The sequence below is a fragment of the Novosphingobium sp. NFX11 genome, assembly GCF_057376415.1.
In genome coordinates this window covers 2,768,146-2,792,273 of sequence record NZ_CP080384.1, presented here as the reverse complement: position 1 = coordinate 2,792,273, position 24,128 = coordinate 2,768,146, and the positions used below count along the sequence as shown (strand labels likewise).

Sequence of the window (24,128 nt, the reverse complement as noted above, 5' to 3'; positions counted from 1 at the left end):
CGCTGCAAGCTAATGCCTGTCTCGGGTCTTGATCGTCTGGTGATGCTGGATACGCGCGACTTCGGCGAAGGAGTGTTCGAAGCCTGGATCAGCGGCTCTCCAAACTCCACGGCTAGCGCCACGGCGCGAGGCTTTGTGGGCATGGCATTGCGGGCACAGGATGAAGAAAAGCTGGAGGCAATTTATCTACGTCCGACAAACGGACGGGCTGACGATCAGGTGCGCCGCAACCACGCTGTCCAGTACATTTCTCCCCCGAACATCCATGGGAGAGATTGCGCGCCGAGACACCCGGTAAGTACGAGACATATGTAGATCTCGAAGCCGGTCGGTGGATGCACGTGCGGATTGTGATAGCGGGCGCTTCCGCCCGGTTACATGTCGATGGCGCCTTACAGCCGACACTGATCGTGAACGACCTCAAGCACGGCGCGGAAGCCAAACGGAGTGTAATGGGTCGGCGCCTTGTCTGAAGCGTTCTATCTATGGCCGTGTGGGCCACAGGAGATGTGTCGTGGGATTATCAGAGTTTGATCCCGCTGCTCGCGCCATACGATCGGGTATCGTGGAACATCGGACGCAAGGTTGGAGCGAAGCGGGCGCTCAAACCCCGCCAGATTTGAGCGATCCGTTTCTTTCTCGATCAGCATGGGAGGGGCCGCAGCCGGGCCCTCTTTGACCTCGCTATCGACAGCAAGCTTCGCGGATGCGATCTGGCAAAGGTCAGGGTCAGTGGTATCGTTTGCGATCGGAAAATTCGGACACGGGCTACGGTCGCACAGCAAAAGACCGGTAAACCGATTCAGTTTGAACTGATGACCGATGCTCGCGCCAGCCTACTCAAATCGCTCGAACTTCGAGGTGGCTCCTCGGAGGACTTCGCTTTCCCTACCCGCTCAGAGAACACACTCTGGATCCGATAACACCAGATCGTCCGCGAGACGTCTGGCGAGATCAGGCATCGACCAGCGTTAGCGTCCGCGCTCGTGGTGTAATTTCCGGTGTAGATTGAGGCGATCGCATGGGTGGGGCATGCCCCACCCATGCGAATTCGATCTCGGTGGCCACCGGGCTCATCGGTAAGGTGGAGTTACCACACTTCACACGCCCACCGAGGAGTTGATCCCGATGACCGACGATAGATTACCGCTTGCCGAGCTGATGGCGAAGACCGGAGATGGAGATTTCCTGCGCACGATCGCCGAGAACGTATTACAGATCATCATGGAGGCCGACGTCGATGGCTTGGTCGGCGCCGGCCGGCACGAGCGTTCCGGCGATCGCACGACCTGGCGCAATGGCTACCGCGACCGCAGTCTCGACACCCGGCTCGGCACGCTCAATCTCAAGATCCCCAAACTGCGGACCGGCGCCTACTTTCCCGGCTTTCTGGAGCCAAGGAAGACCGTCGAGAAGGCGCTGGTCGCGGTGATCCAGGAAGCATGGATCGCCGGCGTCAGCACCCGGCGCGTCGATGAACTGGTGCAGGCGATGGGCATGACTGGCATCTCCAAGTCCTCGGTATCCAAGCTGTGCAAGGACATCGACGAGCGGGTCCACGCCTTCCTCAAGCGGCCGCTCGCCGGCGACTGGCCCTACCTCTGGCTCGATGCTACCTATCTCAAGGTGCGCGAGGGCGGGCGGATCGTCAGTGTCGCCGCGATAATCGCTGTGGCCGTCAACACCGAGGGCAAGCGCGAGATCGTCGGCCTGCACATCGGTCCTTCCGAAGCCGAGCCGTTCTGGTCGAGCTTCCTCAAGGACCTCGTCCGGCGCGGCCTGACCGGCGTGAAGCTGGTCATCTCCGATGCCCACGAGGGGCTCAAGGCGGCGATTACCCGCGTCATGGGCGCGACCTGGCAGCGCTGCCGCGTCCACTTCATGCGCAACGCCCTGGCCTATGTGCCCAAGGGCCAGAATACCGTCGTTGCCGCTGCAATCCGTCAGGTCTTCCTTCAGCCCGACCATGCCGCTGCGACGCAGGTCTGGCGGCAGGTCGCTGATCAGTTGCGCGCCCGCTGGCCAAAGCTCGGCGCTTGCATGGACGATGCCGAGCACGACGTGCTCGCCTACATGACCTTCCCCGAGCAGCACCGGGTCAAGCTCCACAGCACCAATCCGCTGGAACGCCTGAACAAGGAAGTGAAGCGCCGCGCCGATGTGGTCGGCATCTTCCCGAACGAGGACAGCATCATCCGCCTCGTCGGCGCCGTCCTGCTCGAGCAGAATGACGAATACCAGCTCCAGCACCGCTACATGCAGATCGAGGGCATGGCCGCCCTTGCCACACCAATGATCGAGGAGGCACAGCCGCTACAGATTACACCCAAGGCCGCCTGAAAATGCAGCCCAGTGGCCACACCCGATTTTACACCACATTGACGGACGCGACCTCGACCAGCTTGGTCAGCTCCCGATATCCCTTACTTCTTTCGAGCTTTGCGCGCAGCGTATCGTGCGTCCCGTGCTGCTTTCATTTCGGCGGCGCCGGCGGGTGTCAGCCTGGCGGCTTTGAGCGCTGCGGCGGCTTCCTCAGCGGCTTTGCGTTCTGCTTTTTCCGCCTTGGCTAAAGCCAGCGCCTCAGCTTTGGCGGCTCGCTTCTTTGCATCTGCCTCATCCCGAACTTCCTGCGCCCGGCGTCGCTCCGCTATCAGTGCCGCGTCAACTGGCGGCTTAGCTCTGAGTGCATCCAGAGCCTTTTGTCTGGCCGATCCGGCTGCGGCAATACGGTCTTGAAAAGAGGGCGCTTTGTAGGAAGACAATGTTTATCCTTGGACGTTGAATTTAGATAGGGCGCCGCCAATCGAAGTGCAGCGCTTTACGTCGAGGTGAAGGTCGATAGCAGAAAGCCCCTTTGTTCTCAATGATGCCGAATTGCCGGGTACGGATACGCGTGGCAGTTTAACATCGGCGATCTCATGTGCAGGAATCCGGAATGGGATTGCTCTCAACTCGCATAGGCGCTCTCATCGACGATGCCGCGCAGATCGACCAGATACTCGCTACCGGAACCGAGCAGTATCCTCGCCCGTTTGCCAGCCAGTTGCGCTGTAGGATCGTAACCGGGGCAAATTTCCGGGCGTTCAGGCTGGAGCTGCTTTGACGAGGTCGGGGAGCCAGGGGATTTGGTGGGCGCCGGGAACAGCGAACCTTGGCGTACCCGTGATGGCTACGCTCCGTGGACTCTCCCCACGTCCCGCTAATAGCGAATGAGCTTTATCGACGCTCGCTTCGCAGCCGCGACCAGTTTGGGCGGCAACCCTGGTTGGGGTGTCAGTGAGCATTCGCGCGCTTGAAGCTGATTGTAACGCGCATGCCCTCGCCCGGCGCCGATTGAACGTTCAGATCCGCCTTCGCATTCTGGCGAAGAGACTGAACAATCAGGGAGCTAAGCTTCCCGCGTGGAGGCCAGTCCTCAGGAGACTGCAAACCAACGCCATCATCCGCAACAATCACATGGCAGCCTGTATCATCAATCAGGCTGTGTACCGTGATCGTCCCGGAATCTCGACCTACGAACGCGTGCTTGAGCGCATTCGTGAGCAGTTCGTTGACTACTAGGCCCGTGGGCATCGCGACGTCGATAGACACGGGCCAGGTGTCCACCTTCAGGTCTAACCTAACCCCTTCGTTCGCGTGCGCTGCAACCACTGAGCTGGTAATCTGCGAAAGAAAGATGCCGAGGTCGACCTCGTCGCCAACGTCTTGTCCCGACAGGGTGCGATACAGCAAAGCAAGGGTTTCAACCCTGCCCGCCAGCGTCTCAAACCGCTCGGTGGTTGCATCTTTGGGAACATTGCGCGCTTCGAGCCGGATTAGCGCTGTGACCATCTGCAGGTTATTTTTGATCCGGTGCTGCAACTCTTGAAGCAATACATCCTTCTCGGCCAGCTGCTCCTGAAGGGTGGTATCCGCGTAGGCGTCCCCCGTGGACGCGGGAGCGAGAGCCACTAGGCGGAATGCCGGTCCCGCATCACCCTCGATCACATTTGACCAGATGTTTACGCGCGCGCACTCGCCATTGCTAAACACAAAGGTTCCGAGATGGTCATGACCTGCGATCACTGCGATACCCAGAGGAACGCCATCTTCTACCGCTGATCCGACGTCATTTAAGACGTCCCAGCGATTGCCTGTGATACGCTCAGCGCTCACGCCAGCTATACGCTCGAACTCGAGATTTGCGTAGACCAGCCGTTCTTCCGGCTCCAGCTCCGCCACTGCTATCGCGATCGGCACCTGATCGAGAAACTGCTTGAATTGATCGCTTTCCAGCGCATCAGCTAGGTTTGGATTATCAATCAGATCATCAAGCTTATCTTCGACTTGCGATTGCTTGTCCTGATGTTCGCCCACGATGTATCGACCGCCGATCCGTAAAGAATTTACCTCTAAACGGTTGATGGTCGCTTTGCTAGCTCATTGAGTGGCATCGAGGGGGCGCAAAGTGTGGCATTTATCGCTTTTGGGTCCGGACGGTTGTTTCGAGACGTTCAGCATGCGGCGCAAGTTGACAGGCAGCTATCTGATCCTCTCGCCCGGTTAGCCGTCATTCCGAAATCGGCCAAAGTTGTCTGCGGGCGCAACGTCGCCGAGTCCCGGGAGCGCGGAGGCGATGGCCCTCGCATTTTCTCTTCGTCCTTCTCCCCTGCCTGAAACAGAAAAGCCCGGGCGCAATCGACCGGGCTTTTCCTATCGGCGCTTAGGCCGGGCCGGAAAGCGATGCTCTCCGCGATCCCACCTAGTGCCTGTTGGAAGGGCATCAGATGGGTCCCCGCCTTCGCGGGGATGAGGGTGGGGGGTCGGGGGCATCCGCGATCGGGCGGTGGCGCGCCACCGATGCCCCCGACCCTCAGTGCTTCCGTTCTCGCGTGCTTTCCAGCATACCCGGGGCGATGAAGCCGATCGGCGTCACTTCCATGGCGCGCTTTTTCAGTTCGCTTTTCATGCGCTGGTATTCGTCTTCCATGGCTTCGGTCACTGTGGCGCGGCTGTCTTCGAGGGCTTCCTCGAAGTCCTGCATCGTCACCTCTTCCACGCTCGCGCCGCGTTTGCGGATGGCGATGAGGCCGGCGCGGCGGACGACGTCCTCCAGGTCCGCGCCGGTGAAGCGTTCGGTGCGCTCGGCGATCTCGCCCAGGCGTACGTCTTCGGCCAGCGGCATCTTGCCGGTGTGGATGCCGAGGATGTGTTCGCGGCCCGGGGCGTCGGGGGTGCCGACGTAGACCAGTTCATCGAATCGGCCGGGGCGAAGGAGGGCGGGATCGACCAGTGCCGGGCGGTTGGTGGCGCCGACGAGGACGACCGATTGCAGTTCCTCCATCCCGTCCATCTCGGCGAGGATGGTGTTGACCACGCGGGCGGTGACTTGCGGTTCGCTGCCGCCGCCGCCCATGCCGCGGGCGGGGACGAGGCTGTCGATCTCGTCGATGAAGATCACGCAGGGGGCCACCTGACGGGCGCGGGCGAACAGCTTGGCGATCTGCTGTTCGCTTTCGCCGTACCACTTGCTGAGCAGGTCGGAGGACTTGATCGAGATGAAGTTCGCCTCGGCCTCTCTCGCCACGGCCTTGGCCAGAAGGGTCTTGCCGGTGCCGGGCGGGCCGTAGAGGAGGAAGCCCTTCGCCGGGCGGATGCCCAGCTTGTGGAACGCCTCCGGGTTCTTCAGCGGCAGTTCGATGCCTTCCTTCAGCTTGATCTGCGCCTCGTCCAGGCCGCCGATGTCGGCCCACCCGATGTTCGGCACCTGCACCATGACTTCGCGCATGGCGGAGGGCTGGACGCGCTTGAGGGCGGCGAGGAAGTCCTCGCGGTAGACCTGCAGGTTGTCGAGCACTTCGGCGGGGATGGTGCGCGCTTCGAGGTCGAGCTTGGGCATGATGCGGCGCACCGCCTCGATCGCGGCTTCGCGGGCGAGGGCGGCAAGGTCGGCACCGACGAAGCCGTGGGTGGTGCGGGCCAGCTCGTTCAGATCCACGCGCTCGCTCAGCGGCATGCCGCGCGTGTGGATGCCGAGGATCTCGCGGCGGCCCTTCTCGTCGGGCACGCCGATGACGATCTCGCGGTCGAAGCGGCCTGGGCGGCGCAGGGCCTCATCGATGGCGTCGGGGCGGTTGGTGGCGGCGATGACGACCACGTGGGCGCGGCTGTTGAGGCCGTCCATCAGCGTGAGCAGCTGGGCGACGAGGCGCTTTTCCGCTTCGCCGTGAACTTGGTCGCGCTTGGGGGCGATCGAGTCGATCTCGTCGATGAAGACGATCGCGGGGGCGGACTTGGTCGCCTCCTCGAAGATCTCGCGAAGGTGCTTCTCGCTTTCGCCGTAGCCGGAGCCCATGATCTCTGGGCCGTTGATCGAGAAGAAGCTGGCCTCGCTCTCGTTGGCGACGGCCTGTGCCAGGCGCGTCTTGCCGGTCCCCGGCGGGCCGTGGAGCAGCACGCCCTTGGGCGGTGCGACGCCCAGGCGGGTGAACAGTTCGGGGTAGCGCAGGGGCAGTTCCACCATCTCGCGCAGCTGGCGGATGGTGTCGCTCATGCCGCCGACGTCGTCGTAGTTGACGTCGCCGCGCGCGTCGTGGGCTTCCTCGAAGACCTCGCGCAGTTCGACTTCGGTGTTCTGGTCGATGTGGACGATGCCGCGCGGGGTCGTGGAGACGACGTTGAGGCGGATCTGCGTCAGCGCATAGGCGGGCGCGTTGAACATGCGGCGCAGCTGGGGCGGGATGTCCGCGACTTGCTGCTGGCCGGTGGTGGCGACGAGGTCTCCCTGCACCATGGGGCGCTGGAAGAAGTTGCGCTTGAGCGCGGCGGACGGGCCCTGCAGGCGCATGTCTTTCTGCGCGGGCGCGAAGACGACGCGCTGGGCCGAGCGCGATTCGGCCTTGCGGATGGTGACGTGGTCGCCGGAGCCGACTTCGGCATTGCCGCGCTGGAGGCCGTCGAGACGGATGACGCTGAGCCCCTCGTCCTCGTCGTAGGCGAGCACGGCGCGGGCCACGGTCACGGTCTTGCCGGTGATTTCGAGCACGTCGCCTTCCATGGCGCCGATCTCGCCCAATGCGGCGCGAGACAGGCGGGCGATGCCCTGGCCGCTCTCTTCCTGACGAGCGGCGGCGACCTGCAGCTTTATGGTGCGGTCTTCGGTCTTGGTTTCGGTATCCGCCATGTGCGGGGTGTTCCTTCCTCGATCCCGATCCCGGTCATCTGCTGATCGACCGGTCGGTGGAGGATAGCTGGGTATCGCCACCGGGGAATGCAATTCGAACCAACACGATGCGCGCGTGTTCCCTTTGCGAGTGGCGGGATTCGCCCATTACCTGGACAAGAAAAAAGGCCTGATCGTTTCCGACCAGGCCGTAGAAGTTTTGGGAGAGGATGCCTGAAAGGCACTGTCTGTATGTCGCCGAATCGGCTTTTGTGCAAGTGCGAAAAGGATAGGTTGCGTTGCAAAAATGTGAACCAAGGTTGCGTATTGCTGCACAACGGGCTCTTTCCTGAACGAAATGTCAGGGTTTTCGCAATGTATGATAATGAACCTACTTTCAGATTCACCTTTACGCTTAGGTGAGCGTGCAACGCTGGGGCGATGCGGTGCAATCCTTTGCCTGCTGCAATGCGTCAAGTGCTTGCCAAGGTCAGCATATCACTCGGCACCGCCATAAAACTGCGGCGCCGCACCCTTGCGGGGCGGCGCCGTACGGTATTATGTCGGGCGCTGATCAGTGCGCGAGGAGCAGGGCAGGCGCGGTTTCCTCCTTGAGGAAGAATTCGGTCACACCGCCGAACAGGAACTCGCGCACGCGATTCTTGCCGTAGGCGCCCATAACGAGGAGGTCCGCCCCTTGCGCAGCGGTCGCCAGCGTCTCCTGAGTCGAGTGGACGCGCTCATGCTCTTCCAGTTCGGCGTTGACGCCATGGCGCGAGAGGTAGCGCAGGGCGTCTGTGGCGGGGAAGCCGCCTTCCTTCTCGACCACGCAAATCAGCTTCACGCTGGAGCACTGCGCCAGCAGCGGCGCGGCGGCGCGCAGCGCTGCGGCGGCCTGTTCCCCGCCGTCCCAGCCGATGCAGGCGGTTCCGACCGGCACCTTGAGCGGCGTCTCGGCAAGCGCCAGCACCGGCGCGCGGGCACGCAGGGCAAGGTCTCCGGCAAGCCCGCCCGAGCGCGAGACGATGATGAGGTCAGCGAGGCGCGCGGCATAGGCGAAGGCGGTCACGGGGTCGTCCTCGCAGCGGATCACCTCGAAGGGCACCCCCGCGTCCGCGAGGCGGGCCTCGGCGGCGGCGGCAACTTCGTCGTCTGCCTCCAGCGCCTTGTCGAGCGCTTCGGAGATCACGTAGCTGCCGCCCATCGGGTCCATCGCGATGTAGCGCGAAACGGGGGTGTCGACGAGCACGGTGACGTGGCCGTTCTCGCGTCGGGCAATGTCCACGGCGGTCTGGAGGCGGGCATCGCTGCCGGGCTTGCGGTCGGCGTTGACGAGTATCGAGCGCATGGTCGTTCTCCCTCTTAGGCATCCTCAGGCTAACCCGTGGCGGTGGGATTTCCATGACCGGGATCAAACATGGGGTTTTGGTAAAACGAATGGCGGGGCGCGGAGTTGCGGGAAAGGCGCGAGGGAAATGGTTTGAAACGAAGGTGTGTCAGGCGCCGGGCTCGATCTGCAGTTCGCTCGCCCGCGCGAAGAGGTCGAGGATCACCGGGTCGCGCTCGCGGGTGCGGATCGCGGCCTCGAAGTGCACATGATGGCGGGGGCGCGGGAGAATTTCATGCAAGTGTCCGGCGGTGAGGCGATCGCGCACCATGGTCTCGGGCAGCACGGCGGCGCCCTGGCCGCTGGCAACGATCTCGATGAGGGTGCGCACATTGTTGCAGGTGTGCAGCGCGCGCGGGACGATGCCGCGGGCCTCCAGCGTCTCGTGCGTCACTGCGTGGAGCGGCGAGTGATCGGGCAGCGACCAGACCGGCAGCGCCTTAGCGAAGCCACCGACTTGCGCCACTTCGGCGCCTGCGCACCATACCAGTTCCACCGAGCCAATCGAGGCCGTGCGCATCCCCGGGCTTGCGACCGGCCCGGCGAGGAACACGATGTCGCGGGTTCCCGCCAGCAATTGCTGGAGCAGCGGCGCGGTGAGGTCGATCTCGATCTCCATGGCGACGCCGGGACGGTCGCGCTCGATGGCCTGGATAAAGGCGGGCAAGCAACTGGCTGCGGCGATCTCGCCCGAGCCGATGCGCACGGCGGCGGTGGCGCCCGCGAAGTCGCTCGCCTCCAGCAGCACCTGTTCGAGGCCGTGGTACAGCGGCTCGCTCGCCTGCACCAGCCGCCGTCCGCGCGCGGAGAGCACCATGCGCCGTCCCTCGCGTTGGAATAGCGGCACTCCGAGTTGCTCCTCGATCTCGCGCACACGCGCGGAAATCGCGGGCTGCGTGGTGTTCAGCCGCTGCGCGGCCGCCGCGAATGTGCCGAGGCGATCGATCCACATCAGTGTTTCGAGATGGAACAGGGCAATGCGTTTCATAATAGTTACATATCAGAATTGATAAAAAACAATCGCTATTCGTGATGGGAGAAGGTGTCTAGCCTCCCGCCTGAAACGGAGAAGAGGATCTGCCTCAATGAACAAGATCTACCCCAGTGCGGAGGCCGCGCTGGAAGGCGTGCTCAAGGACGGCCTGCTGATCGCCAGTGGCGGTTTCGGGCTTTGCGGCATCCCTGAAAGGCTGCTCGATGCGATCCGCGATGCGGGCGTGAAGGACCTGACGTTCGCCTCGAACAATGCCGGCATTGACAACGAAGGCATCGGCAAGCTGCTGCGCACCAAGCAGGTGAAGAAGATGATCTCGTCCTACGTGGGCGAGAACAAGGAGTTCGAACGCCAGTTCCTCGCCGGTGAACTCGAGGTCGAGTTCTGCCCGCAAGGCACCCTGGCCGAGCGCATGCGCGCCGGTGGTGCAGGCATTCCGGGCTTCTACACCAAGACCGGTGTGGGCACCCAGGTCGCCGAGGGCAAGGAAGTGAAGCAGTTCCGCGGCGAGGACTATATCCTCGAGGAAGGCATCTTCGCCGACCTGTCGATCGTCAAGGCTTGGAAGGCGGACGCAACCGGCAACGTCGTGTTCCGCAAGACCGCGCGCAACTTCAACGTGCCTGCCGCCACGTGCGGCAAGGTCTGCGTGGTCGAGGTTGAGGAGATCGTCCCCACCGGCTCGCTCGATCCGGACGCGATTCACCTGCCGGGCGTCTTCGTCCAGCGCATCGTCGTGGGCGCACCTTACGACAAGAAGATCGAGTTCACGACGACGCGCGAGAGGAGGCCGTCTGATGCCCTGGAATCGTAACGAAATGGCCGCGCGCGCGGCGAAGGAACTGCAGGACGGGTTCTACGTGAACCTCGGCATCGGCATTCCGACGCTAGTGGCGAACTACGTGCCCGAGGACATCACCGTCACCCTGCAGAGTGAGAACGGGATGCTCGGCATCGGGCCGTTCCCCTACCCGGACGAGGTCGATCCCGATCTCATCAATGCGGGCAAGCAGACCATCAGCGAACTGCCGCACTCGGCCTATTTCGACAGCGCCACCAGCTTCGGCATGATCCGTGGTGGGCACATCGACCTGACCGTGCTGGGCGCGATGGAAGTGGCCGAGAACGGCGACATCGCCAACTGGATGATCCCCGGCAAGATGATCAAGGGCATGGGCGGCGCCATGGACCTCGTCGCGGGTGTGAAGAAGATCATCGTCGTCATGGAGCACACCTCCAAGAACGGCGATCCCAAGCTCATCCCCGCCTGCACCCTGCCGCTGACGGGCGTGGGCGTGGTGGACATGGTGATCACCGACCTCGCGGTGTTCCAGCGCCCGGACCACGACAGTCCGTTCAAGTTGATCGAACTCGCGCCCGGCGTGACGGCCGAGGAAGTCGCCGCGAAGACGACCGCGCATTACGTGAGCTGACCTGGCCAGTTCCTCCCCGAGCTTGTCTTGGGGAGGAATTTCACCCCTCTCGCCACGCTGCCAACTTCACGCTATCCCTCGCGCACTCTTCGCAAGGGACCATCCATGACTTACACCCTCATCACCGCGAACCGGAACTATTCGAGCTGGTCGCTGCGCCCGTGGGTGCTGATGGAGGCGCTCGCCATCCCGTTCGAGGATGAGCTTGAGCCCTTCACCATGCCGGTGAACTACGACGCGTTCCGCAGCTTTTCCCCCACCGGCCAGGTGCCTGCGCTGATCGACGAGGAGCGTACCGTCTGGGATTCGCTCGGCATCACGCTCTATCTCGCCGACCGCCATCCCGCCGTCTGGCCCAAGGCCTCGGACGCCCGCGCCTTCGCCCAGAGCGCGGTATGCGAGATGCACGCGGGCTTCTCCGCCTTGCGCAATGTGTGCACGATGAACGTGGGCGTGCGCGTGAAGCTGCGGCCGATGAGCGGCGCGCTGGTCCGCGAGATCCACCGCCTGCGTGAGATGTTCGAGGAAGGGCTGGGTCGCTTCGGCGGACCCTGGCTGGCAGGCGCGGAGTTCACCGCCATTGATGCCTTCTACGCGCCGGTTGCCTTCCGCATCCGCACGTATGGCCTCGACGTCGGCGGCGGGCAGGCCTGGGTCGATGCGATGCTCGCCCACCCCGCCATGCGCCAGTGGGAGGAGGAAGCCCTCGCCGAGACCTGGCGCGAGGAGAGCCACGAGGCCGAACTTGCCGAAGCCGGCGCGATCATCGCCGACTACCGCGCCCCCGCCTGATGCCATGCGCCTCCTGCTGACGGGCTCGTCCGGCTGGCTGGGTCGGCATCTGGCACCGCTGCTGGTCTCGCGCGGGCACGAGGTGATCGGCCTCGACGTGGCGACGGGCGCGGCGACGACGGTGCTGGGTTCGGTGGCGGACCGCTCGCTGGTGTTCCGCACCGTCGCCGAGCATGGGATCGAGGCGGTGATCCACTCGGGCGCGCTGCACAAGCCGGACATCGCGCGCTTCGGGCGGCAGGCCTTCGTCGACGTCAATGTGACGGGCACGCTCAACCTGCTGGAAGCGGCGGTGGATGCGGGACACGCACGCTTCGTGTTCACTTCGACCACCTCGTTGATGGTTCGCGATGACGTCCGCGCCGGGGCGGGAGAGCACGGCGCGTGGTGGATGGACGAGGCGTTCGGCCCGCTAGCCCCGCGCAACGTTTACGGCGTGACCAAGCGCACGGCCGAGGACCTTTGCCGCCTTGTCGCGCGCGAAACCGGCATAGCGGCGGCGATCCTGCGCACCGGGCGCTTCTTCCCGGAGGACGACGATACGCACGTGGTCCCCTCCGGCCCCAACCTCAAGGCGAACGAATTCCTGAACCGCCGCCTGACCGTTGGCGACGCCGCGCTCGCTCACCTTGCCGCGCTGGAGCGGATCGAGGGTGCGAGACTTTCGTGCTCTCCGCCCCGCCGTCTTTTGCGCGCGAGGATGCAGCGGAACTGGCCCGCGATGCGCGCGCCGTGATCGCCCGTTACCATCCCGATGCCGCGGACCTCTACGCCCGCGCGGGCTGGGTTCTGCCCGAGCGGATCGAGCGCGTCTACGATCCCGCCAAGGCCGCTCGCCTGCTCGGCTGGCGTGCCGAAACCGATTTCGCCGCGATCCTCACTGCCTTGCGCGGCGGCGCGCAGATGCCCTTCGCGCATGATCCGGGGTGGATTTCTCCGGTCCTCGGCGGTTTGCCTGCATAGTCTTGCGGCGGTCATCCAGTCGTGCGCATAACCCGCTCGAACTCTAATGGGAGAACATCCAATGGCCGACCTCGCCTCCATCCCGCTCACCCGCATCGACGGCAAGCCCGACACCCTCGGCGATCACGCCGGCAAGGTGCTGCTGGTGGTCAACGTAGCCTCCAAGTGCGGCCTCACCCCGCAATACGAGGGCCTTGAGGCGATCTACGGCGAATACAAGGACAAGGGCTTCGAGGTGCTGGGCTTTCCGGCCAACGACTTCGGCGCGCAGGAGCCCGGCACGCATGAGGAAATCGCCGAGTTCTGCTCGATCAACTACGGGGTCTCGTTCCCGCTCTTCGCCAAGGCCGATGTTACCGGCGAAGCCAAGCAGCCGCTTTACGCCGCGCTGACCGAGGCGGTGCCCACCAAGCAAGGCGACGTCGAGGGCATGAAGGAGAAGTTCAAGGGCTACGGCATGACCCCGAACGACGACCCCGAAGTGCTGTGGAACTTCGAGAAGTTCCTGATCGCGCGCGACGGTTCGGTCGCCGGTCGCTTCGCACCGGGCACCGCGCCGCAGGACCCGCTGCTGATCGGCGCGATCGAGGCTGAACTGGCGAAGTAAGCGGAAGGAAGCCCACCCCGGCCCCTCCCGCAAGCGGGAGGAGAGGCAGGTTCGCCCTCCCGCAAGCGGGAGGGGCCGGAAGGCTTGCGAGCGAAGCGAATTAGCCGAACGGGGCGGGCCAAACGCCCGCCCTCATCTCTCACCGGCCCGACGATCGGCGCTCAGGTCGCGCGATGTGCACCGCCGGGCGCGTCGCGTGTTTCCACCCCCTTGACTAGCGCGCGGAGTGAGGGTGGCGCGTCGCTGCCCGAGACGTTCAATCGGACCCCGTCGCCACCGGGCGCGCCGGATCGGCGATCCACTCGCTCCACGATCCGGGATAGAGCCGTCCGGCCGGCATTCCCGCCACGGCCATGGCCAGGGCGTTATGGCAGGCAGTGACGCCCGAGCCGCACTGGAGGATCGCCGCGGCCTCGCCCAGCAAGGCGGAGAAATCGGCGGCAAGGTCTTCGGCCGGGCGGAAACGGCCATCGGCGCCGAGATTGTCGCGAAAGAAGCGGTTGCGGGCGCCCGGGATATGTCCGGCGACCGGGTCGAGCGGGTTGGGCGTGCCCGCGAAGCGGAGGGATCGCGCGCATCCAGCACTTGCGCGGCGCCGGTTTGAATATTGGTGAGCACTTGCGCGGCGGTCACCGGGGCGGGCACGAGTTGGGCGCCGGGCTCGAAATCCCCGATGCGGCGGCCGGCGGAGTGCCGGTCTCCAGCGGCAGTCCGGCATCGACCCATGCGGGCTTACCACCGTCGAGGACGGCGACAGGGGCGTGGCCGAGCCAGCGCAGCAGCCACCACAGCCGCGCGGCCCAGGCGCCGCCGTTGCTGTCGTAGGCGACGACCTGCTGGTCCTTGCGCAGCCCCTGCGCACGCAGCCAGGCGGCCATCGCCACCGGCGCGGGCAGGGGTGACGCCCGTTGCTGCCGTCGGACGGGGAGGCCAGGTCTTCGTCGAGATGGGCGTAGCGGGCGCCGGGGATGTGGCCCTTCGCGTAACTCTCCTGCCCCTTGTCGGGTGCGCCGAGTTCGAATTCGCAGTCGAAGATCAGTACGTCCGCGCCTGACGCGATCATGTTCTTGAGCGCGTCGACGGCGATCAACGTTTCGTAAGTCATCGTTGTCCTTGCCCTGGAGGCTGATGGAAATGTGTTGTGGTGAACGCAAAGACAATAGCCAGGACAGCGACTATATGTCGATTGCTTAGGTGTTACTTCTCATGTCGTTCGTCGAAACACACCACGTCCCGAACAGATGGATGCGTTCCCAAAACAGGGTGCGGGTTCCGGCCATGTTGTGAACGTGGCCCATGCGCGGACAGACGAACAGGTCGATGCTGCGGGCGCAGGGATAAGCGCGTGGTTCGGCGCGGGGATCGGGAACGAGGTCGCGCTCGCCCATCGCGGCGAGAACGGGAACGGTGATCGCGGCAGCTTCGGAGGCGACGATGCCCGGGGTCAGCGTCGAGCGCGCGGCGCGCTGCGGTGTGCGGTGAGCATACCATGGCGGGTACGGAGCCCCGGCATCCTCGCCGCGCGCGATGCCTTCGTAATGGGCGAGGTCCTGCTCTACCACGCCGAGGGGGACATCGTCGTAATGGAAGCCCCAGGCAAGCGCCTCCCACGCAGCCTGCGCGGCGGCCCCTCCGGCCTGGGCCAGCAGGGCGGTGTTGAGTGGCTCAAGGCATTCCTCGAGCCGGGCGTCGCGCGGATACCAGGCCACGGCGACCGGGATACCGCCGGGCGGGGTGGCCGGGTGCGCGTGGATGGCGCTGAAGCCGAGCACGGCGATGCCGTCGAAGCTGCGATGACGGGCCTGCTGATAGATCAGCAGCGCGGCACCCAGAGACTGGCCGATGCCGATCGTGCAGGCGGCGCTTACCGGCGGATAGTCGGGTGAAAGCACGCCATTGGCCAGGCGTGTCACGATCTCTCTCTGTGCGGCGTCGGCGGCGGCGGTAAGGGCCGCGTAGCCGAGATCCTCCGGGTCGATGCGGCTCTCGTCATCACAGCCCAGCCAATCGAGCGCAATCACGATCCATCCGCGCGCGGCGTGGAATGCGGCTTGTGATCCGGCCTCGTGCGACGGTCCGGGCAGTTCGCAGGTATAATAGCCGCGCGCGTAGCTGCTGCTCGGCAGCGCGAAGCAGATCACGGGACGATCGGGCAGTTCGGCGGGATCGGGCAGCACCACGGTGGCCGGGATCGACGCGGGGATGCCAAGACCTGCCGCATCGCTGACATCAATGGTGACTTCGACCTGCCGCACGCCTCTCGCCCTCTCGTTCAGCCCCGTTCTCGCCTCGATTGACGGGCGGGCGCAATCCCATATCCTTTCGGCGCATGACCGATCGTCCACGGGATCGGCGGGAGGATGCGATGCCTGCAACCGGAGAGGGGCGTGCCCGCGTCGCGAACTTGTCCGAACTTCTGGGGGAAGTGCGCCTTTCCGGGCGCACTTGGAGCTATGGGGACTTCGCCGAGCACGCGGGCTGCGCGGTGGCGGGTGGTGATGCTGTATTCGTGCATGCGGTGATCCATGGCACGGTGCGAGATCGCCTGCGCCGGCGGGGCGATGGCCCGAGTGGGCGCGGGCGAAGTCATCATGGTGCTTTCCGGCGAGGCGCATGCGCTGCGCACCGATGCGGGAGCCATGACGGTCGCGCACGGCGCCTTGCGACGTGATGAGGGCGCCGACTTGCCGCTGGCCCGAAGCTTTGGGAAGGGGCGTACGGCCGCGCGGGTGCTGAGCGCACGGTTGCGGGCGGCCTGGCCCGACGGAGTCGAGCGGGCGGGGCTTCCGGCGCTGCTTTATGGTGGAGATGACCTTTTGCGTGCCGATGCACTGGCGCGGGTTGGCCTGGGAGCGGGCGCTACGGCACTGCTCACACGGCTGGCCGAGATGCTGCTTGTCGCCGGGCTGCGCGCGGACCCGGCCTGCCGGCGCATCCTCTCGGGCGAGAAGCGGGATACGGTCGAAGCGGCCATCCAGCGCATCGCCGCGAGCCCGGCACATCCCTGGACAGTCGGATCGCTGGCGCGGGCGGTGGGGATGGGACGCTCAAACTTCGCGGCGCAGTTCTCCTCGACGGTGGGCAAGGCACCTATGGAGGTCGTGGCGGAACATCGCATGGAACACGCCGCCGCGCTGCTGCGGCAGGGGCGGATGAAGATCGCCGAGATCGCCGAACTGGCGGGCTACGGCTCGGAAGCGGCGTTCAGTCGCCGGTTCAGCCGGTATTTCGGCACCACGCCCAGCCGGATGCGCGAGGCGGCGCGGCAGGCCAGACTCGAGGCGGCGCCGACCCCTCGTTCCGCGCCCTGCTGGCGGGCGCGCGGGAGAAAGTTGCGCGCGCCGCCTTGCCCGCTGCTTCTCCCATTGCCGGGCGAATCGCGCCAGGGCACGTGCTTGCGGCGCGGGTCCGGCCCGGCTGACTGTTCGGTCTCGAAGCGCAAGGAACTCCGGATGTGGGTGTGCCGCGTCGCGGGGCGGATTCTGCCGCCGCCACCTCGCCCCGCCCTTCTGCCGGGCGCGTTTCGGGGTAAGCCTGCGCGCAAAGCTTCAGGAGAGAATGCATGACTTACCGAGTTGCCATCGTCACCGGGGCCGCAGCCGGGATCGGCGCGGCCTGTTCCAGGCGGCTGGCGCAGGACAGCATTGCGGTGGGCGTGCTCGATCTCGACGAGGCGCGCTGCGCGGATACCGTGAAGGCGATCAGGGATGCGGGCGGCACCGCCATCGCGCTGGGCGCCGACATCTCCAACCGCGAACAGGCTGCCGCTGCCGTGGAGAAGTGCCGCGATGCGCTGGGGCCGATCTCGATCCTCGTCAACAATGCGGGCGTGACCGATTTCACGCCGTTCGAGGAACTGACTGACGAGCGTTGGGACTTCGTCTACGCGATCAACGTGCGCGGGCCGATGGTGATGACGCAGCTGGTCATCAAGGACATGAAGCATGCCGGCTGGGGGCGGATCGTTAACGTCTCGTCCTCGTCGGCGCAGACGGGGGCACTCAACATGATCTGCTATTCCTCGTCGAAGGGCGCGGTGGTGACGATGACGCGCTCGATGGCGCAGGAATTCGGGCCTTACGGGATCACCGTGAACAACATCCCGCCCGGTTCGGTGATGGGCACGATCATGTCCGAGGCCAACCGCGAGCGCTTCCAGGTCCCGACCGAAGTGCTGCTCCAGTCCATCCCGGTACGCCGCATGGGCGAACCCGCCGATATCGCGAATGCCTGCGCATGGCTGTGCCACGAGGCTTCGGGCTACGTCACCGGCCAGACCATCGGCGTCAACGGCGGCCGCGTGGTGAGCTGAGTCCTCGTCATTGCGAGCGCAGCGACGCAATCCAGTGCGGTTTACGCGGCCCTGGATTGCTTCGCTGCCCTTGCAATGACGGAGAGTTTTTTCGCTCCGTTCGAGCGATTCGAGCCTCCCCATAAGCCAAGGGGCCGGACAGCTTGCGCTGCCGGCCCCCGTCCACATGGGAAGTGAACTCTATAGCGTTTTCTAATCAGGTGGGATCACCTTATGACTCGGAAAACGCGGTAAATCGTTCTGGCTCAGGCTTCGGTCTTCGAGGCCTCGTAGCGCTCGATCGCCTCTTCGACGATGCGGGCGGCATCGGCGGCGTTGCCCCAGGTGCCGACGCGAACCCACTTTTCCTTTTCTAGGTCCTTGTAGTGGGTGAAGAAGTGCTCGACCTGCTGGTAGACGATGTCGGGCAGATCTTCCTTCTCGTTTACGTGCGAATAGTAAGGGAAGGTCGAGTTGATCGGCACGCAGAGCAGCTTCTCGTCGCCGCCATGCTCGTCCTCGAGGTTGAGGACGGCGATCGGGCGCACCTTGACCACGCAGCCCGGGATAAACGGCGAGCGAGCGACGACCAGCGCGTCGAGCGGGTCACCATCGGGCGAGAGGGTGTGCGGCACGAAGCCGTAGTTCGCCGGGTAGCGCATCGGCGTGTGCAGGATGCGGTCGACGAAGAGCGCGCCGGAGGCCTTGTCGAACTCGTACTTGACCGGCTCGCCGCCGACGGGAACTTCGATGATGACGTTCAGGCTCTTCGGCGCGTTGTCGCCGACGGGGATCATGTCGATGCGCATAATGTTCCTTCTTTATTTTCGCACTGTTCGTCTGCGTGGCGGGCCACACGTTGGGCGCGGGCTTAGCGTCGCGTTTATTGCGTCGCAACAGCCATTTCGGACGATACTGCGATGATTGCGCGAATACGGACGTAATCGCCCCGGACGAGCCGGGGCGACAATCGTTTTAAGACAGGTTCGTTACTTGGCGCGCGCGGTGAGCAGCTTGTCGAAGCCGTTGACCTTGCCCGGTGTGGTGCTCTCCAGCCAGGGGTGGCGCAAGCCGCCGTGGTAGTCGATCGCCACCGTCTGATACCGCTCGCCGCGCTTGATCAGCAGGCTGATAGGCGCCTTCGCGGTCTTCGCGGCGGTGATCGCATCCTTCATCACGTCGGACGAATAGGCACGGCCGCCCACCGCGACGATCTTCGTCGAGTTGACGATGCCCGCATTGTAGGCCGGGCCGTCCCACAAGGTCGCGGTGACGTCGCCGTCCTTGTTCAGCGTCACGCCGAGCGAGTAGGTGAGGTCGAGCGTCTTGCGCTCCTCGGCGATTCCCTTTTCGTAGGCGTTGGGCTTGTCCTTCCACACCAGTTTGTAGCCGGCCATCTGCACGCCGTTCAGCGGTGCGGGCTGGTTGGTGTCGTAGAGGCGCGTGCGCAGGAAGCCGGCCCAGTCGTAGGCGTATACGCCGTTCAGCACCTTCACGACTTCGTCGAAGTCGTAAGTCACTTCGCCCCAGTCGCCGTCGCGCACGCCAAAGAAGGCCTTGGCGAAATCGTCGAGCCCCTTGGCGCCGCCCGTGCCCTTGCGGATGATCTGGTCGGCTTCAAGCCAAGTCAGCGCGCCCTCGACGTAGTAGTCTTCCGAGCGGGTGAGCGAGGTGTAGGGCAGCGGGCGGCGGCGCATCAGCTGCGGCGCGTTGACGGTGTCCTCGACCGAGCGCCACGACCGGCCGGGAGTGCCTTCGGCATACTTGCCCGCAGCGGTAGCGAACATCGCCATGACCATATCGCGCGACTGCACGCCCGAGCGGGCGGCGAGGACATAGCCCCAGAACTGGGTCTGACCCTCGTAGACCCACAGCATCGTGTTCTGCATCGGCTGTTGGTAGTCCGGCGTCCAGGCATCGGCGCCGCGGCGGAACTTGCCGTTCCAGCTGTGCACGAATTCATGCGCGATGACGTTGCGGTCCCAGTCCATCCCGGCCCAGTCGGTCCACGACTTGGGCTCCTGCTGGTTCTCGCTGGACCGGTGGTGCTCGAGGCCGATACCGCCCATGCGGTCGGTGAGGGCGAGCAGGAAGTCGTAATGGTCGAAGTGCTTCGAGCCGAAGGTGGTCGTCGCCTCCTTCACGAGGTTGCGGTAGGTCTGCAGGTTCTCGGGCTTGATCGCGAGGAGGTCCGGTTCGTCGGCGACGACGTCCATGAAGACGTTCTGGCCCAGGTCCCAGCGCTGCGAATGGATGCCGGCGAAGATCGGCGAATCGACGAGGCGCTCGAAATCGATGGTGTTCCAGGTGACGGTGTCGCCGGTCCGCTGGAAGCCGTCGAGCGCGGTGAACACCTGCCAGCCCCGGGGAAGGTGACCGTCGGCTTGTACGGGATGCCGCGCGTGTAGTAGCCCGCCGGGTAGAGGCTCATCTTCTCCCACTGCAGGTTGAGCATCTCCTGCGTCATCGTGATCCGCCCCTCGCTGGTCTGCAGCGGGGAGGTGTGGACGAACTTCGCGGTGACGGTCTTCGTCCCCTCCGGCAGCGCGAGGTGGAAGGCGTTGACCGCGACGGTGTCACGCACCCAGGCGATTTCCCGAGTGCCATTGGGGCCGTCCGCATAGAAGTGGATGTCGGCGAGGAGGCCGTAAGGTCCGGTTTCCGAGTGGTTGCCCGGCAGCCAGCCCGCCTGCAGCAGGATCAGGTCGCGCGCGCCGACCGCGACCGGGATCGTTTGGGTGACGCGGTAGATGCCGCGCGAAATGTCGGTCGCATCGATGTTCAGGCCGATCGTGCCGGCATAAGGCACGTCCTTCGCGGCGGGCATTTCCGGCGGAAGCGGCGGGGCCATCGGCGTGGAGCGGTTGGCATCCTGCGCGAAAACGGAAGTCGACAGCAGCAGGGAGGTGAGGAGGGTCGCGCCCTTGAGCAGATTCTTCATTGCGTAGGTCTTTGCGCTTGTTACCGCATTTGGCAACCATCCAATCCTTTCAAAATGGCAGGACCACTTCACGAAGTGCGCCATTGCGGCTAGACGCGCGCGGCATGAACACCACACCACAGGCCATTCGCGGAACCCAGGACATCTTCGGCGCCGATGCCGAGGCTTTCGCTCACGTCGTCGAGACCTTCGAGCGCGTGCGCAAGCTCTACCGCTTTCGCCGCGTGGAAATGCCGGTGTTCGAGAAGACCGCCGTGTTCTCGCGCTCGCTCGGCGAGACGACCGACGTGGTCTCCAAGGAGATGTACTCGTTCGAGGATCGCGGCGGCGAATCGCTGACGCTACGCCCCGAATTCACCGCCGGCATCGCCCGCGCCTACCTGACCGACGGCTGGAAGCAGTTCGCGCCGCTCAAGGTCGCGACGCACGGGCCGCTGTTCCGCTACGAGCGCCCGCAGAAGGGCCGCTACCGCCAGTTCCACCAGATCGACGCCGAAGTGATCGGCGCGGCCGAGCCGATGGCCGACGTCGAACTCCTCGTCATGGCCGACCAGCTGCTCAAGGAACTGGGCATCGCGGACGGCGTGACTCTGCAGATCAACACGCTGGGCGACGGCGAGAGCCGCGAGGCCTGGCGCGCGGCGCTGGTCGAATACTTCCGCGGCCACAAGGATGTATTGTCTGAGGATCTGCAAGACCGCCTCGAGCGCAACCCGCTGCGCATCCTCGATTCCAAGGACCCGCGCGACAAGCCCTTCACCGCCGATGCGCCCAAGATCGACGACTACCTCTCGGCCGAGGCGCAGGACTTCTTCGGCGCGGTGACGTCTGGGCTCGATGCGGCAGGCGTAGCCTGGACCCGCGCCGAGGCGCTGGTGCGTGGGCTGGATTACTATCGCCACACCGCCTTCGAGTTCGTGACCGACCGGCTGGGCGCGCAGGGCACCGTACTGGGCGGCGGCCGCTACGATGGCCTGATGGCCGCGCTCGGCGGTCCCGAGACCCCGGCGGTCGGCTGGGCGGCGGGGATCGAGCGCCTTGCCATGCTGGTGGCCGACGCGGGCCAGACCACCGAAGCGCCGCTGACGGCGATGCTCGCGGTCGAGGACGATGCGGCGCTGCACTTCGCGCTCAAGACGCTGACCGCGCTGCGCCACCAGGGAATCGATGCCGAGATCATCGCCACCGGCAGCCCGCGCAAGCGTTTCGATAAGGCGGTGAAGTCGAACGCGAAGGCGATCGTTTCGTTCGTGGTCAAGGACGGCGTGCCCACCGCCAACTTGCGTGCGGGTGAAACCACCCCGGCGCGTCTGGCGGTGGAGCAAGTGCTGGTGACCATCCAGCCGTGATGAGAGCATGGCCACAACTTCGCGGAGGGCTTCGACAGGCTCAGCCTGAGCGGGGTTGGTGCGAGGGTTCGATGATTTTCAGGCACGCTTCCCCTGTTTCCGCTCAGGCTGAGCTTGTCGAAGCTCCGGAAGGCGCGCGCTGATGGCGATCTCCGACATCCGCCTCGCCCAGCTCGGCGGCCGTCTGGCCGAACTGGAGGCGCGCCTTGCCTCCGGTACGCTTGAGGGGAAGCCTTCGTCGCTGCAAGCCGCGACTACGCAGAGCTTGAACCCGTCGCGCGCGCCGCTGCCGAAGTCGTCTCGATGCGCGGCGAACTCGAATCGCTGCTTGGCCTCGAAGACCCCGACCCCGAAATGCGCGCCCTTGCAGCCGAAGAAGCCGCACGCCTCAAGGCGGAGCTGCCCGACGCCGAGCGCCGCCTCGCCATCGCCATGCTCCTCGGGATGCCGCCGACGTGCGGCCGGCGATGCTGGAAATCCGCGCCGGCACCGGCGGTGACGAGGCCGCGCTGTTCGCCGCCGACCTCTACCGCATGTACGAGAAATACGCCGCCGAGCAGGGCTGGCGGGTCGAGATGGTCAGCGCCAATGCCAGCGATGTCGGCGGCTTCAAGGAAGTCGTCGCCAACGTCACCGGCTCGGGCGTCTTCGCCAAGCTGAAGTTCGAAAGCGGCGTCCACCGCGTCCAGCGCGTGCCCGTCACCGAATCGGGCGGGCGCATCCACACCTCGGCGGCCACCGTCGCGGTCCTGCCCGAACCCACCGAGGTCGACGTGGCGATCGAGGACAAGGATCTCAAGATCGACATCTACCGCGCCTCGGGCGCGGGCGGGCAGCACGTCAACACCACCGATCTCGGCGGTGCGCATCACGCACCTGCCATCGGGCATCGTCGTCACCTGCCAGGACGAGCGCAGCCAGCACAAGAACAAGGCCAAAGCGATGCAGGTCCTGCGCGCGCGCCTCTACGAGAAGATGCGCGACGAGGCGCAGGGCGCCGAGGCCGAGGCGCGCAAGGCCATGGTCGGCTCGGGCGACCGCTCGGAGCGGATCCGCACCTACAACTTCCCGCAAGGGCGCGTCACCGACCACCGCATCAACCTGACGCTCCACCGCCTGCCCGAAGTGCTCGAAGGGCCGGGGCTGGCGGAACTGGTCGATGCGCTGATCGCCGAGGACGAGGCCAAGCGTCTGGCGGCGATGGATGGTTGACGGCACTACCGTAGTCGAAGCCATCCGCGACGCGGCTTCACGCCTTTCGGAAACCAGCGATACTGCCCGCCTCGACGCCGAAGTGCTGATGGCCCATGCGCTGGGCGTCACCCGTTCGCAGCTTCTGCTCGGCCGCATGCGCGATCCCGCGCCGGAAGGTTTCGCTGCGCTGATCGAGCGGCGTGCCGCGCATGAGCCGGCCGCCTACATCACCGGCACGGCCGAGTTCTACGGCCTCGAACTCGCGGTCACCCCGGCGACGCTGATCCCGCGCGGCGATACCGAAACACTGATCGAGGCCGCCCGCGAGGCTTTGCCCGCGCGCTCGCCCACCCGCATCCTCGATCTCGGCACCGGGACCGGCGCGCTGCTGCTGGCGGCGCTGTCGGTATGGCCGGAGGCGCATGGTGTCGCGATCGACCGTTCGGCCGAGACGCTGGCGGTGGCGCAGGTCAATGCCGATCGCCATGCCCCGACCGCCCGGCTGCTGGTGGCTGACTGGACAAAGCCCGGCTGGTCGGCTGATCTCGGCCGCTTCGACCTGATCCTCACCAACCCGCCTTACGTCGAGGATGCGGCCGAACTCGACACTTCGGTCCGTGCCTTCGAGCCTGCGGGCGCGCTGTTCTCGGGGCCGGAGGGGCTGGACGACTACCGCGTCCTCGTGCCCCAGCTTCCCGGCCTCATGGCCCCAGGCGGCGTGGCGATGGTCGAGATCGGCTGGCGACAAGCCGACGCCGTGGCGGCGATCGGCGCGGCTGCCGGGCTGTCGTCCCGGGTTCATCGTGATCTGGGCGGGCGCGACCGGGTCGTCGCGTTTTCGGGGACAAACGTACTTGGGGCGTAAGTTTCCGCTTGGAATCGTCCTCTACAATCCCTAATGATTACTGCGAACCGGCCGATGGACGATGATTTCCCATACCCGGTTCGCCTCCAGCATTTGCAAGCGGTCGGCGGCGTCAACGCAACCGACAGGGCAGATGGGGAAAATCGCGGCGGCCGGGGGCCGGTCGGGATC

19 protein-coding genes and 3 pseudogenes are annotated in these 24,128 nt (G+C 65.3%); 12 read left to right on the top strand and 10 right to left on the bottom strand.

The genetic code is table 11. The features are described from left to right. Nucleotides 1-1,128: 1,128 nt before the first annotated feature. Nucleotides 1,129-2,340, top strand: coding sequence for an IS256 family transposase (locus KZO24_RS14360; RefSeq protein WP_059150834.1), 1,212 nt, complete (start codon nt 1,129-1,131; stop codon nt 2,338-2,340). 83 nt (nt 2,341-2,423) lie between these two features. On the opposite strand, the gene KZO24_RS14355 is transcribed toward KZO24_RS14360, so the two are convergent. The 5 genes from KZO24_RS14355 to KZO24_RS14335 all read right to left on the bottom strand — a co-directional run bounded on the left by KZO24_RS14355 (nt 2,424) and on the right by KZO24_RS14335 (nt 9,516). Then, the gene (locus KZO24_RS14355; RefSeq protein WP_271182449.1) at nt 2,424-2,762 is read right to left on the bottom strand and encodes a DUF6481 family protein; all 339 of its coding nucleotides are present in this window, start codon (nt 2,760-2,762) and stop codon (nt 2,424-2,426) included. A gap of 511 nt (nt 2,763-3,273) precedes the next feature. After that, nucleotides 3,274-4,356: a sensor histidine kinase gene (locus KZO24_RS14350; protein WP_271182447.1), complete on the bottom strand. Its 1,083-nt coding sequence runs from the start codon at nt 4,354-4,356 to the stop codon at nt 3,274-3,276. 496 nt (nt 4,357-4,852) lie between these two features. Next, nucleotides 4,853-7,162, bottom strand: coding sequence for a CDC48 family AAA ATPase (locus tag KZO24_RS14345; RefSeq protein ID WP_486486488.1), 2,310 nt, complete (start codon nt 7,160-7,162; stop codon nt 4,853-4,855). A gap of 553 nt (nt 7,163-7,715) precedes the next feature. Next, entirely contained in the window at nt 7,716-8,489 is a 774-nt protein-coding gene (locus KZO24_RS14340; protein ID WP_271182445.1) for a universal stress protein, read from the bottom strand. 148 nt (nt 8,490-8,637) lie between these two features. Beyond that, nucleotides 8,638-9,516: a LysR family transcriptional regulator gene (locus KZO24_RS14335; protein WP_271182444.1), complete on the bottom strand. Its 879-nt coding sequence runs from the start codon at nt 9,514-9,516 to the stop codon at nt 8,638-8,640. A gap of 97 nt (nt 9,517-9,613) precedes the next feature. On the opposite strand from KZO24_RS14335, the gene KZO24_RS14330 reads away from it, so the two are divergent. The 6 genes and pseudogenes from KZO24_RS14330 (at nt 9,614) to KZO24_RS14305 (ending at nt 13,921) form a co-directional block, all read left to right on the top strand. After that, on the top strand, nt 9,614-10,336 hold the full coding sequence (locus KZO24_RS14330) for a CoA transferase subunit A (protein WP_486486487.1): 723 nt from the start codon (nt 9,614-9,616) through the stop codon (nt 10,334-10,336). Continuing rightward, nucleotides 10,320-10,955, top strand: coding sequence for a CoA transferase subunit B (locus tag KZO24_RS14325; RefSeq protein WP_271182442.1), 636 nt, complete (start codon nt 10,320-10,322; stop codon nt 10,953-10,955). The genes KZO24_RS14330 and KZO24_RS14325 overlap by 17 nt, the downstream gene beginning before the upstream one ends. A gap of 105 nt (nt 10,956-11,060) precedes the next feature. Next, nucleotides 11,061-11,747, top strand: coding sequence for a glutathione S-transferase family protein (locus KZO24_RS14320; RefSeq protein WP_486486486.1), 687 nt, complete (start codon nt 11,061-11,063; stop codon nt 11,745-11,747). A gap of 4 nt (nt 11,748-11,751) precedes the next feature. Beyond that, nucleotides 11,752-12,710 (top strand): annotated as a pseudogene (locus tag KZO24_RS14315) (NAD-dependent epimerase/dehydratase family protein). 61 nt (nt 12,711-12,771) lie between these two features. After that, nucleotides 12,772-13,317, top strand: a complete 546-nt coding sequence (locus KZO24_RS14310; RefSeq protein WP_271182439.1) for a glutathione peroxidase — start codon at nt 12,772-12,774, stop codon at nt 13,315-13,317. A gap of 367 nt (nt 13,318-13,684) precedes the next feature. Beyond that, nucleotides 13,685-13,921, top strand: a complete 237-nt coding sequence (locus KZO24_RS14305; RefSeq protein ID WP_486486485.1) for a hypothetical protein — start codon at nt 13,685-13,687, stop codon at nt 13,919-13,921. A 25-nt stretch (nt 13,922-13,946) separates the two neighbouring features. On the opposite strand, the gene KZO24_RS14300 is transcribed toward KZO24_RS14305, so the two are convergent. Together KZO24_RS14300 and KZO24_RS14295 are read right to left on the bottom strand one after the other, a co-directional pair. After that, complete coding sequence (locus KZO24_RS14300; RefSeq protein ID WP_486486484.1) at nt 13,947-14,195, bottom strand: sulfurtransferase; 249 nt, start codon at nt 14,193-14,195, stop codon at nt 13,947-13,949. Nucleotides 14,196-14,507: 312 nt separating this feature from the next. Then, nucleotides 14,508-15,572: a hypothetical protein gene (locus KZO24_RS14295; protein ID WP_486486483.1), complete on the bottom strand. Its 1,065-nt coding sequence runs from the start codon at nt 15,570-15,572 to the stop codon at nt 14,508-14,510. 270 nt (nt 15,573-15,842) lie between these two features. Here KZO24_RS14295 and KZO24_RS14290 point away from each other — a divergent pair, with 270 nt between their 5' ends. Next, nucleotides 15,843-16,883 carry a helix-turn-helix transcriptional regulator gene (locus tag KZO24_RS14290; RefSeq protein ID WP_486486482.1) on the top strand — a complete coding sequence of 347 codons (1,041 nt, stop codon included), beginning with the start codon at nt 15,843-15,845 and terminating at the stop codon, nt 16,881-16,883. Continuing rightward, a complete protein-coding gene (locus KZO24_RS14285) occupies nt 16,880-17,629 on the top strand; it encodes an SDR family NAD(P)-dependent oxidoreductase (protein ID WP_486486481.1) in 750 nt (249 codons plus the stop codon). Before KZO24_RS14290 ends, KZO24_RS14285 begins: the two co-directional genes overlap by 4 nt. A 245-nt stretch (nt 17,630-17,874) precedes the next feature. Here KZO24_RS14285 and ppa read toward each other — a convergent pair whose 3' ends face one another. The 3 genes and pseudogenes from ppa to KZO24_RS14270 form a co-directional block, all read right to left on the bottom strand. Continuing rightward, a complete protein-coding gene (gene ppa / locus KZO24_RS14280) occupies nt 17,875-18,417 on the bottom strand; it encodes an inorganic diphosphatase (RefSeq protein ID WP_008832446.1) in 543 nt (180 codons plus the stop codon). Between the two features lie 180 nt (nt 18,418-18,597). Next, nucleotides 18,598-19,599, bottom strand: coding sequence for a M61 family metallopeptidase (locus KZO24_RS14275; RefSeq protein ID WP_486487182.1), 1,002 nt, complete (start codon nt 19,597-19,599; stop codon nt 18,598-18,600). Between the two features lie 324 nt (nt 19,600-19,923). Then, nucleotides 19,924-20,435, bottom strand: a pseudogene (locus KZO24_RS14270) (M61 family metallopeptidase); the annotation flags it as partial. Between the two features lie 218 nt (nt 20,436-20,653). On the opposite strand from KZO24_RS14270, the gene hisS reads away from it, so the two are divergent. From hisS to prmC, 3 genes and pseudogenes are all read left to right on the top strand, one after another. Continuing rightward, a complete protein-coding gene (gene hisS / locus KZO24_RS14265) occupies nt 20,654-21,898 on the top strand; it encodes a histidine--tRNA ligase (protein ID WP_486486480.1) in 1,245 nt (414 codons plus the stop codon). 139 nt (nt 21,899-22,037) lie between these two features. After that, nucleotides 22,038-23,110: pseudogene (prfA, locus tag KZO24_RS14260) on the top strand (peptide chain release factor 1). Further along, nucleotides 23,103-23,957, top strand: a complete 855-nt coding sequence (prmC, locus tag KZO24_RS14255; protein WP_486486479.1) for a peptide chain release factor N(5)-glutamine methyltransferase — start codon at nt 23,103-23,105, stop codon at nt 23,955-23,957. The pseudogene prfA and the gene prmC overlap by 8 nt, the downstream one beginning before the upstream one ends. Nucleotides 23,958-24,128 lie beyond the last annotated feature (171 nt).

What these genes read in the sequence shown, in the direction of transcription:
- KZO24_RS14320 (WP_486486486.1), top strand. Translation starts at nt 11,061, where the DNA reads ATGACTTACACCCTCATCACCGCGAACCGGAACTATTCGAGCTGGTCG.
- KZO24_RS14335 (WP_271182444.1), bottom strand. Translation starts at nt 9,516, where the DNA reads ATGAAACGCATTGCCCTGTTCCATCTCGAAACACTGATGTGGATCGAT.
- KZO24_RS14360 (WP_059150834.1), top strand. Translation starts at nt 1,129, where the DNA reads ATGACCGACGATAGATTACCGCTTGCCGAGCTGATGGCGAAGACCGGA.
- KZO24_RS14310 (WP_271182439.1), top strand. Translation starts at nt 12,772, where the DNA reads ATGGCCGACCTCGCCTCCATCCCGCTCACCCGCATCGACGGCAAGCCC.
- KZO24_RS14305 (WP_486486485.1), top strand. Translation starts at nt 13,685, where the DNA reads ATGGCAGGCAGTGACGCCCGAGCCGCACTGGAGGATCGCCGCGGCCTC.
- KZO24_RS14275 (WP_486487182.1), bottom strand. Translation starts at nt 19,599, where the DNA reads ATGGACTGGGACCGCAACGTCATCGCGCATGAATTCGTGCACAGCTGG.
- prmC (WP_486486479.1), top strand. Translation starts at nt 23,103, where the DNA reads ATGGTTGACGGCACTACCGTAGTCGAAGCCATCCGCGACGCGGCTTCA.
- KZO24_RS14345 (WP_486486488.1), bottom strand. Translation starts at nt 7,162, where the DNA reads ATGGCGGATACCGAAACCAAGACCGAAGACCGCACCATAAAGCTGCAG.
- KZO24_RS14330 (WP_486486487.1), top strand. Translation starts at nt 9,614, where the DNA reads ATGAACAAGATCTACCCCAGTGCGGAGGCCGCGCTGGAAGGCGTGCTC.
- ppa (WP_008832446.1), bottom strand. Translation starts at nt 18,417, where the DNA reads ATGCGCATCGACATGATCCCCGTCGGCGACAACGCGCCGAAGAGCCTG.
- KZO24_RS14325 (WP_271182442.1), top strand. Translation starts at nt 10,320, where the DNA reads ATGCCCTGGAATCGTAACGAAATGGCCGCGCGCGCGGCGAAGGAACTG.
- hisS (WP_486486480.1), top strand. Translation starts at nt 20,654, where the DNA reads ATGAACACCACACCACAGGCCATTCGCGGAACCCAGGACATCTTCGGC.
- KZO24_RS14285 (WP_486486481.1), top strand. Translation starts at nt 16,880, where the DNA reads ATGACTTACCGAGTTGCCATCGTCACCGGGGCCGCAGCCGGGATCGGC.
- KZO24_RS14290 (WP_486486482.1), top strand. Translation starts at nt 15,843, where the DNA reads ATGGCACGGTGCGAGATCGCCTGCGCCGGCGGGGCGATGGCCCGAGTG.
- KZO24_RS14340 (WP_271182445.1), bottom strand. Translation starts at nt 8,489, where the DNA reads ATGCGCTCGATACTCGTCAACGCCGACCGCAAGCCCGGCAGCGATGCC.
- KZO24_RS14300 (WP_486486484.1), bottom strand. Translation starts at nt 14,195, where the DNA reads ATGGCCGCCTGGCTGCGTGCGCAGGGGCTGCGCAAGGACCAGCAGGTC.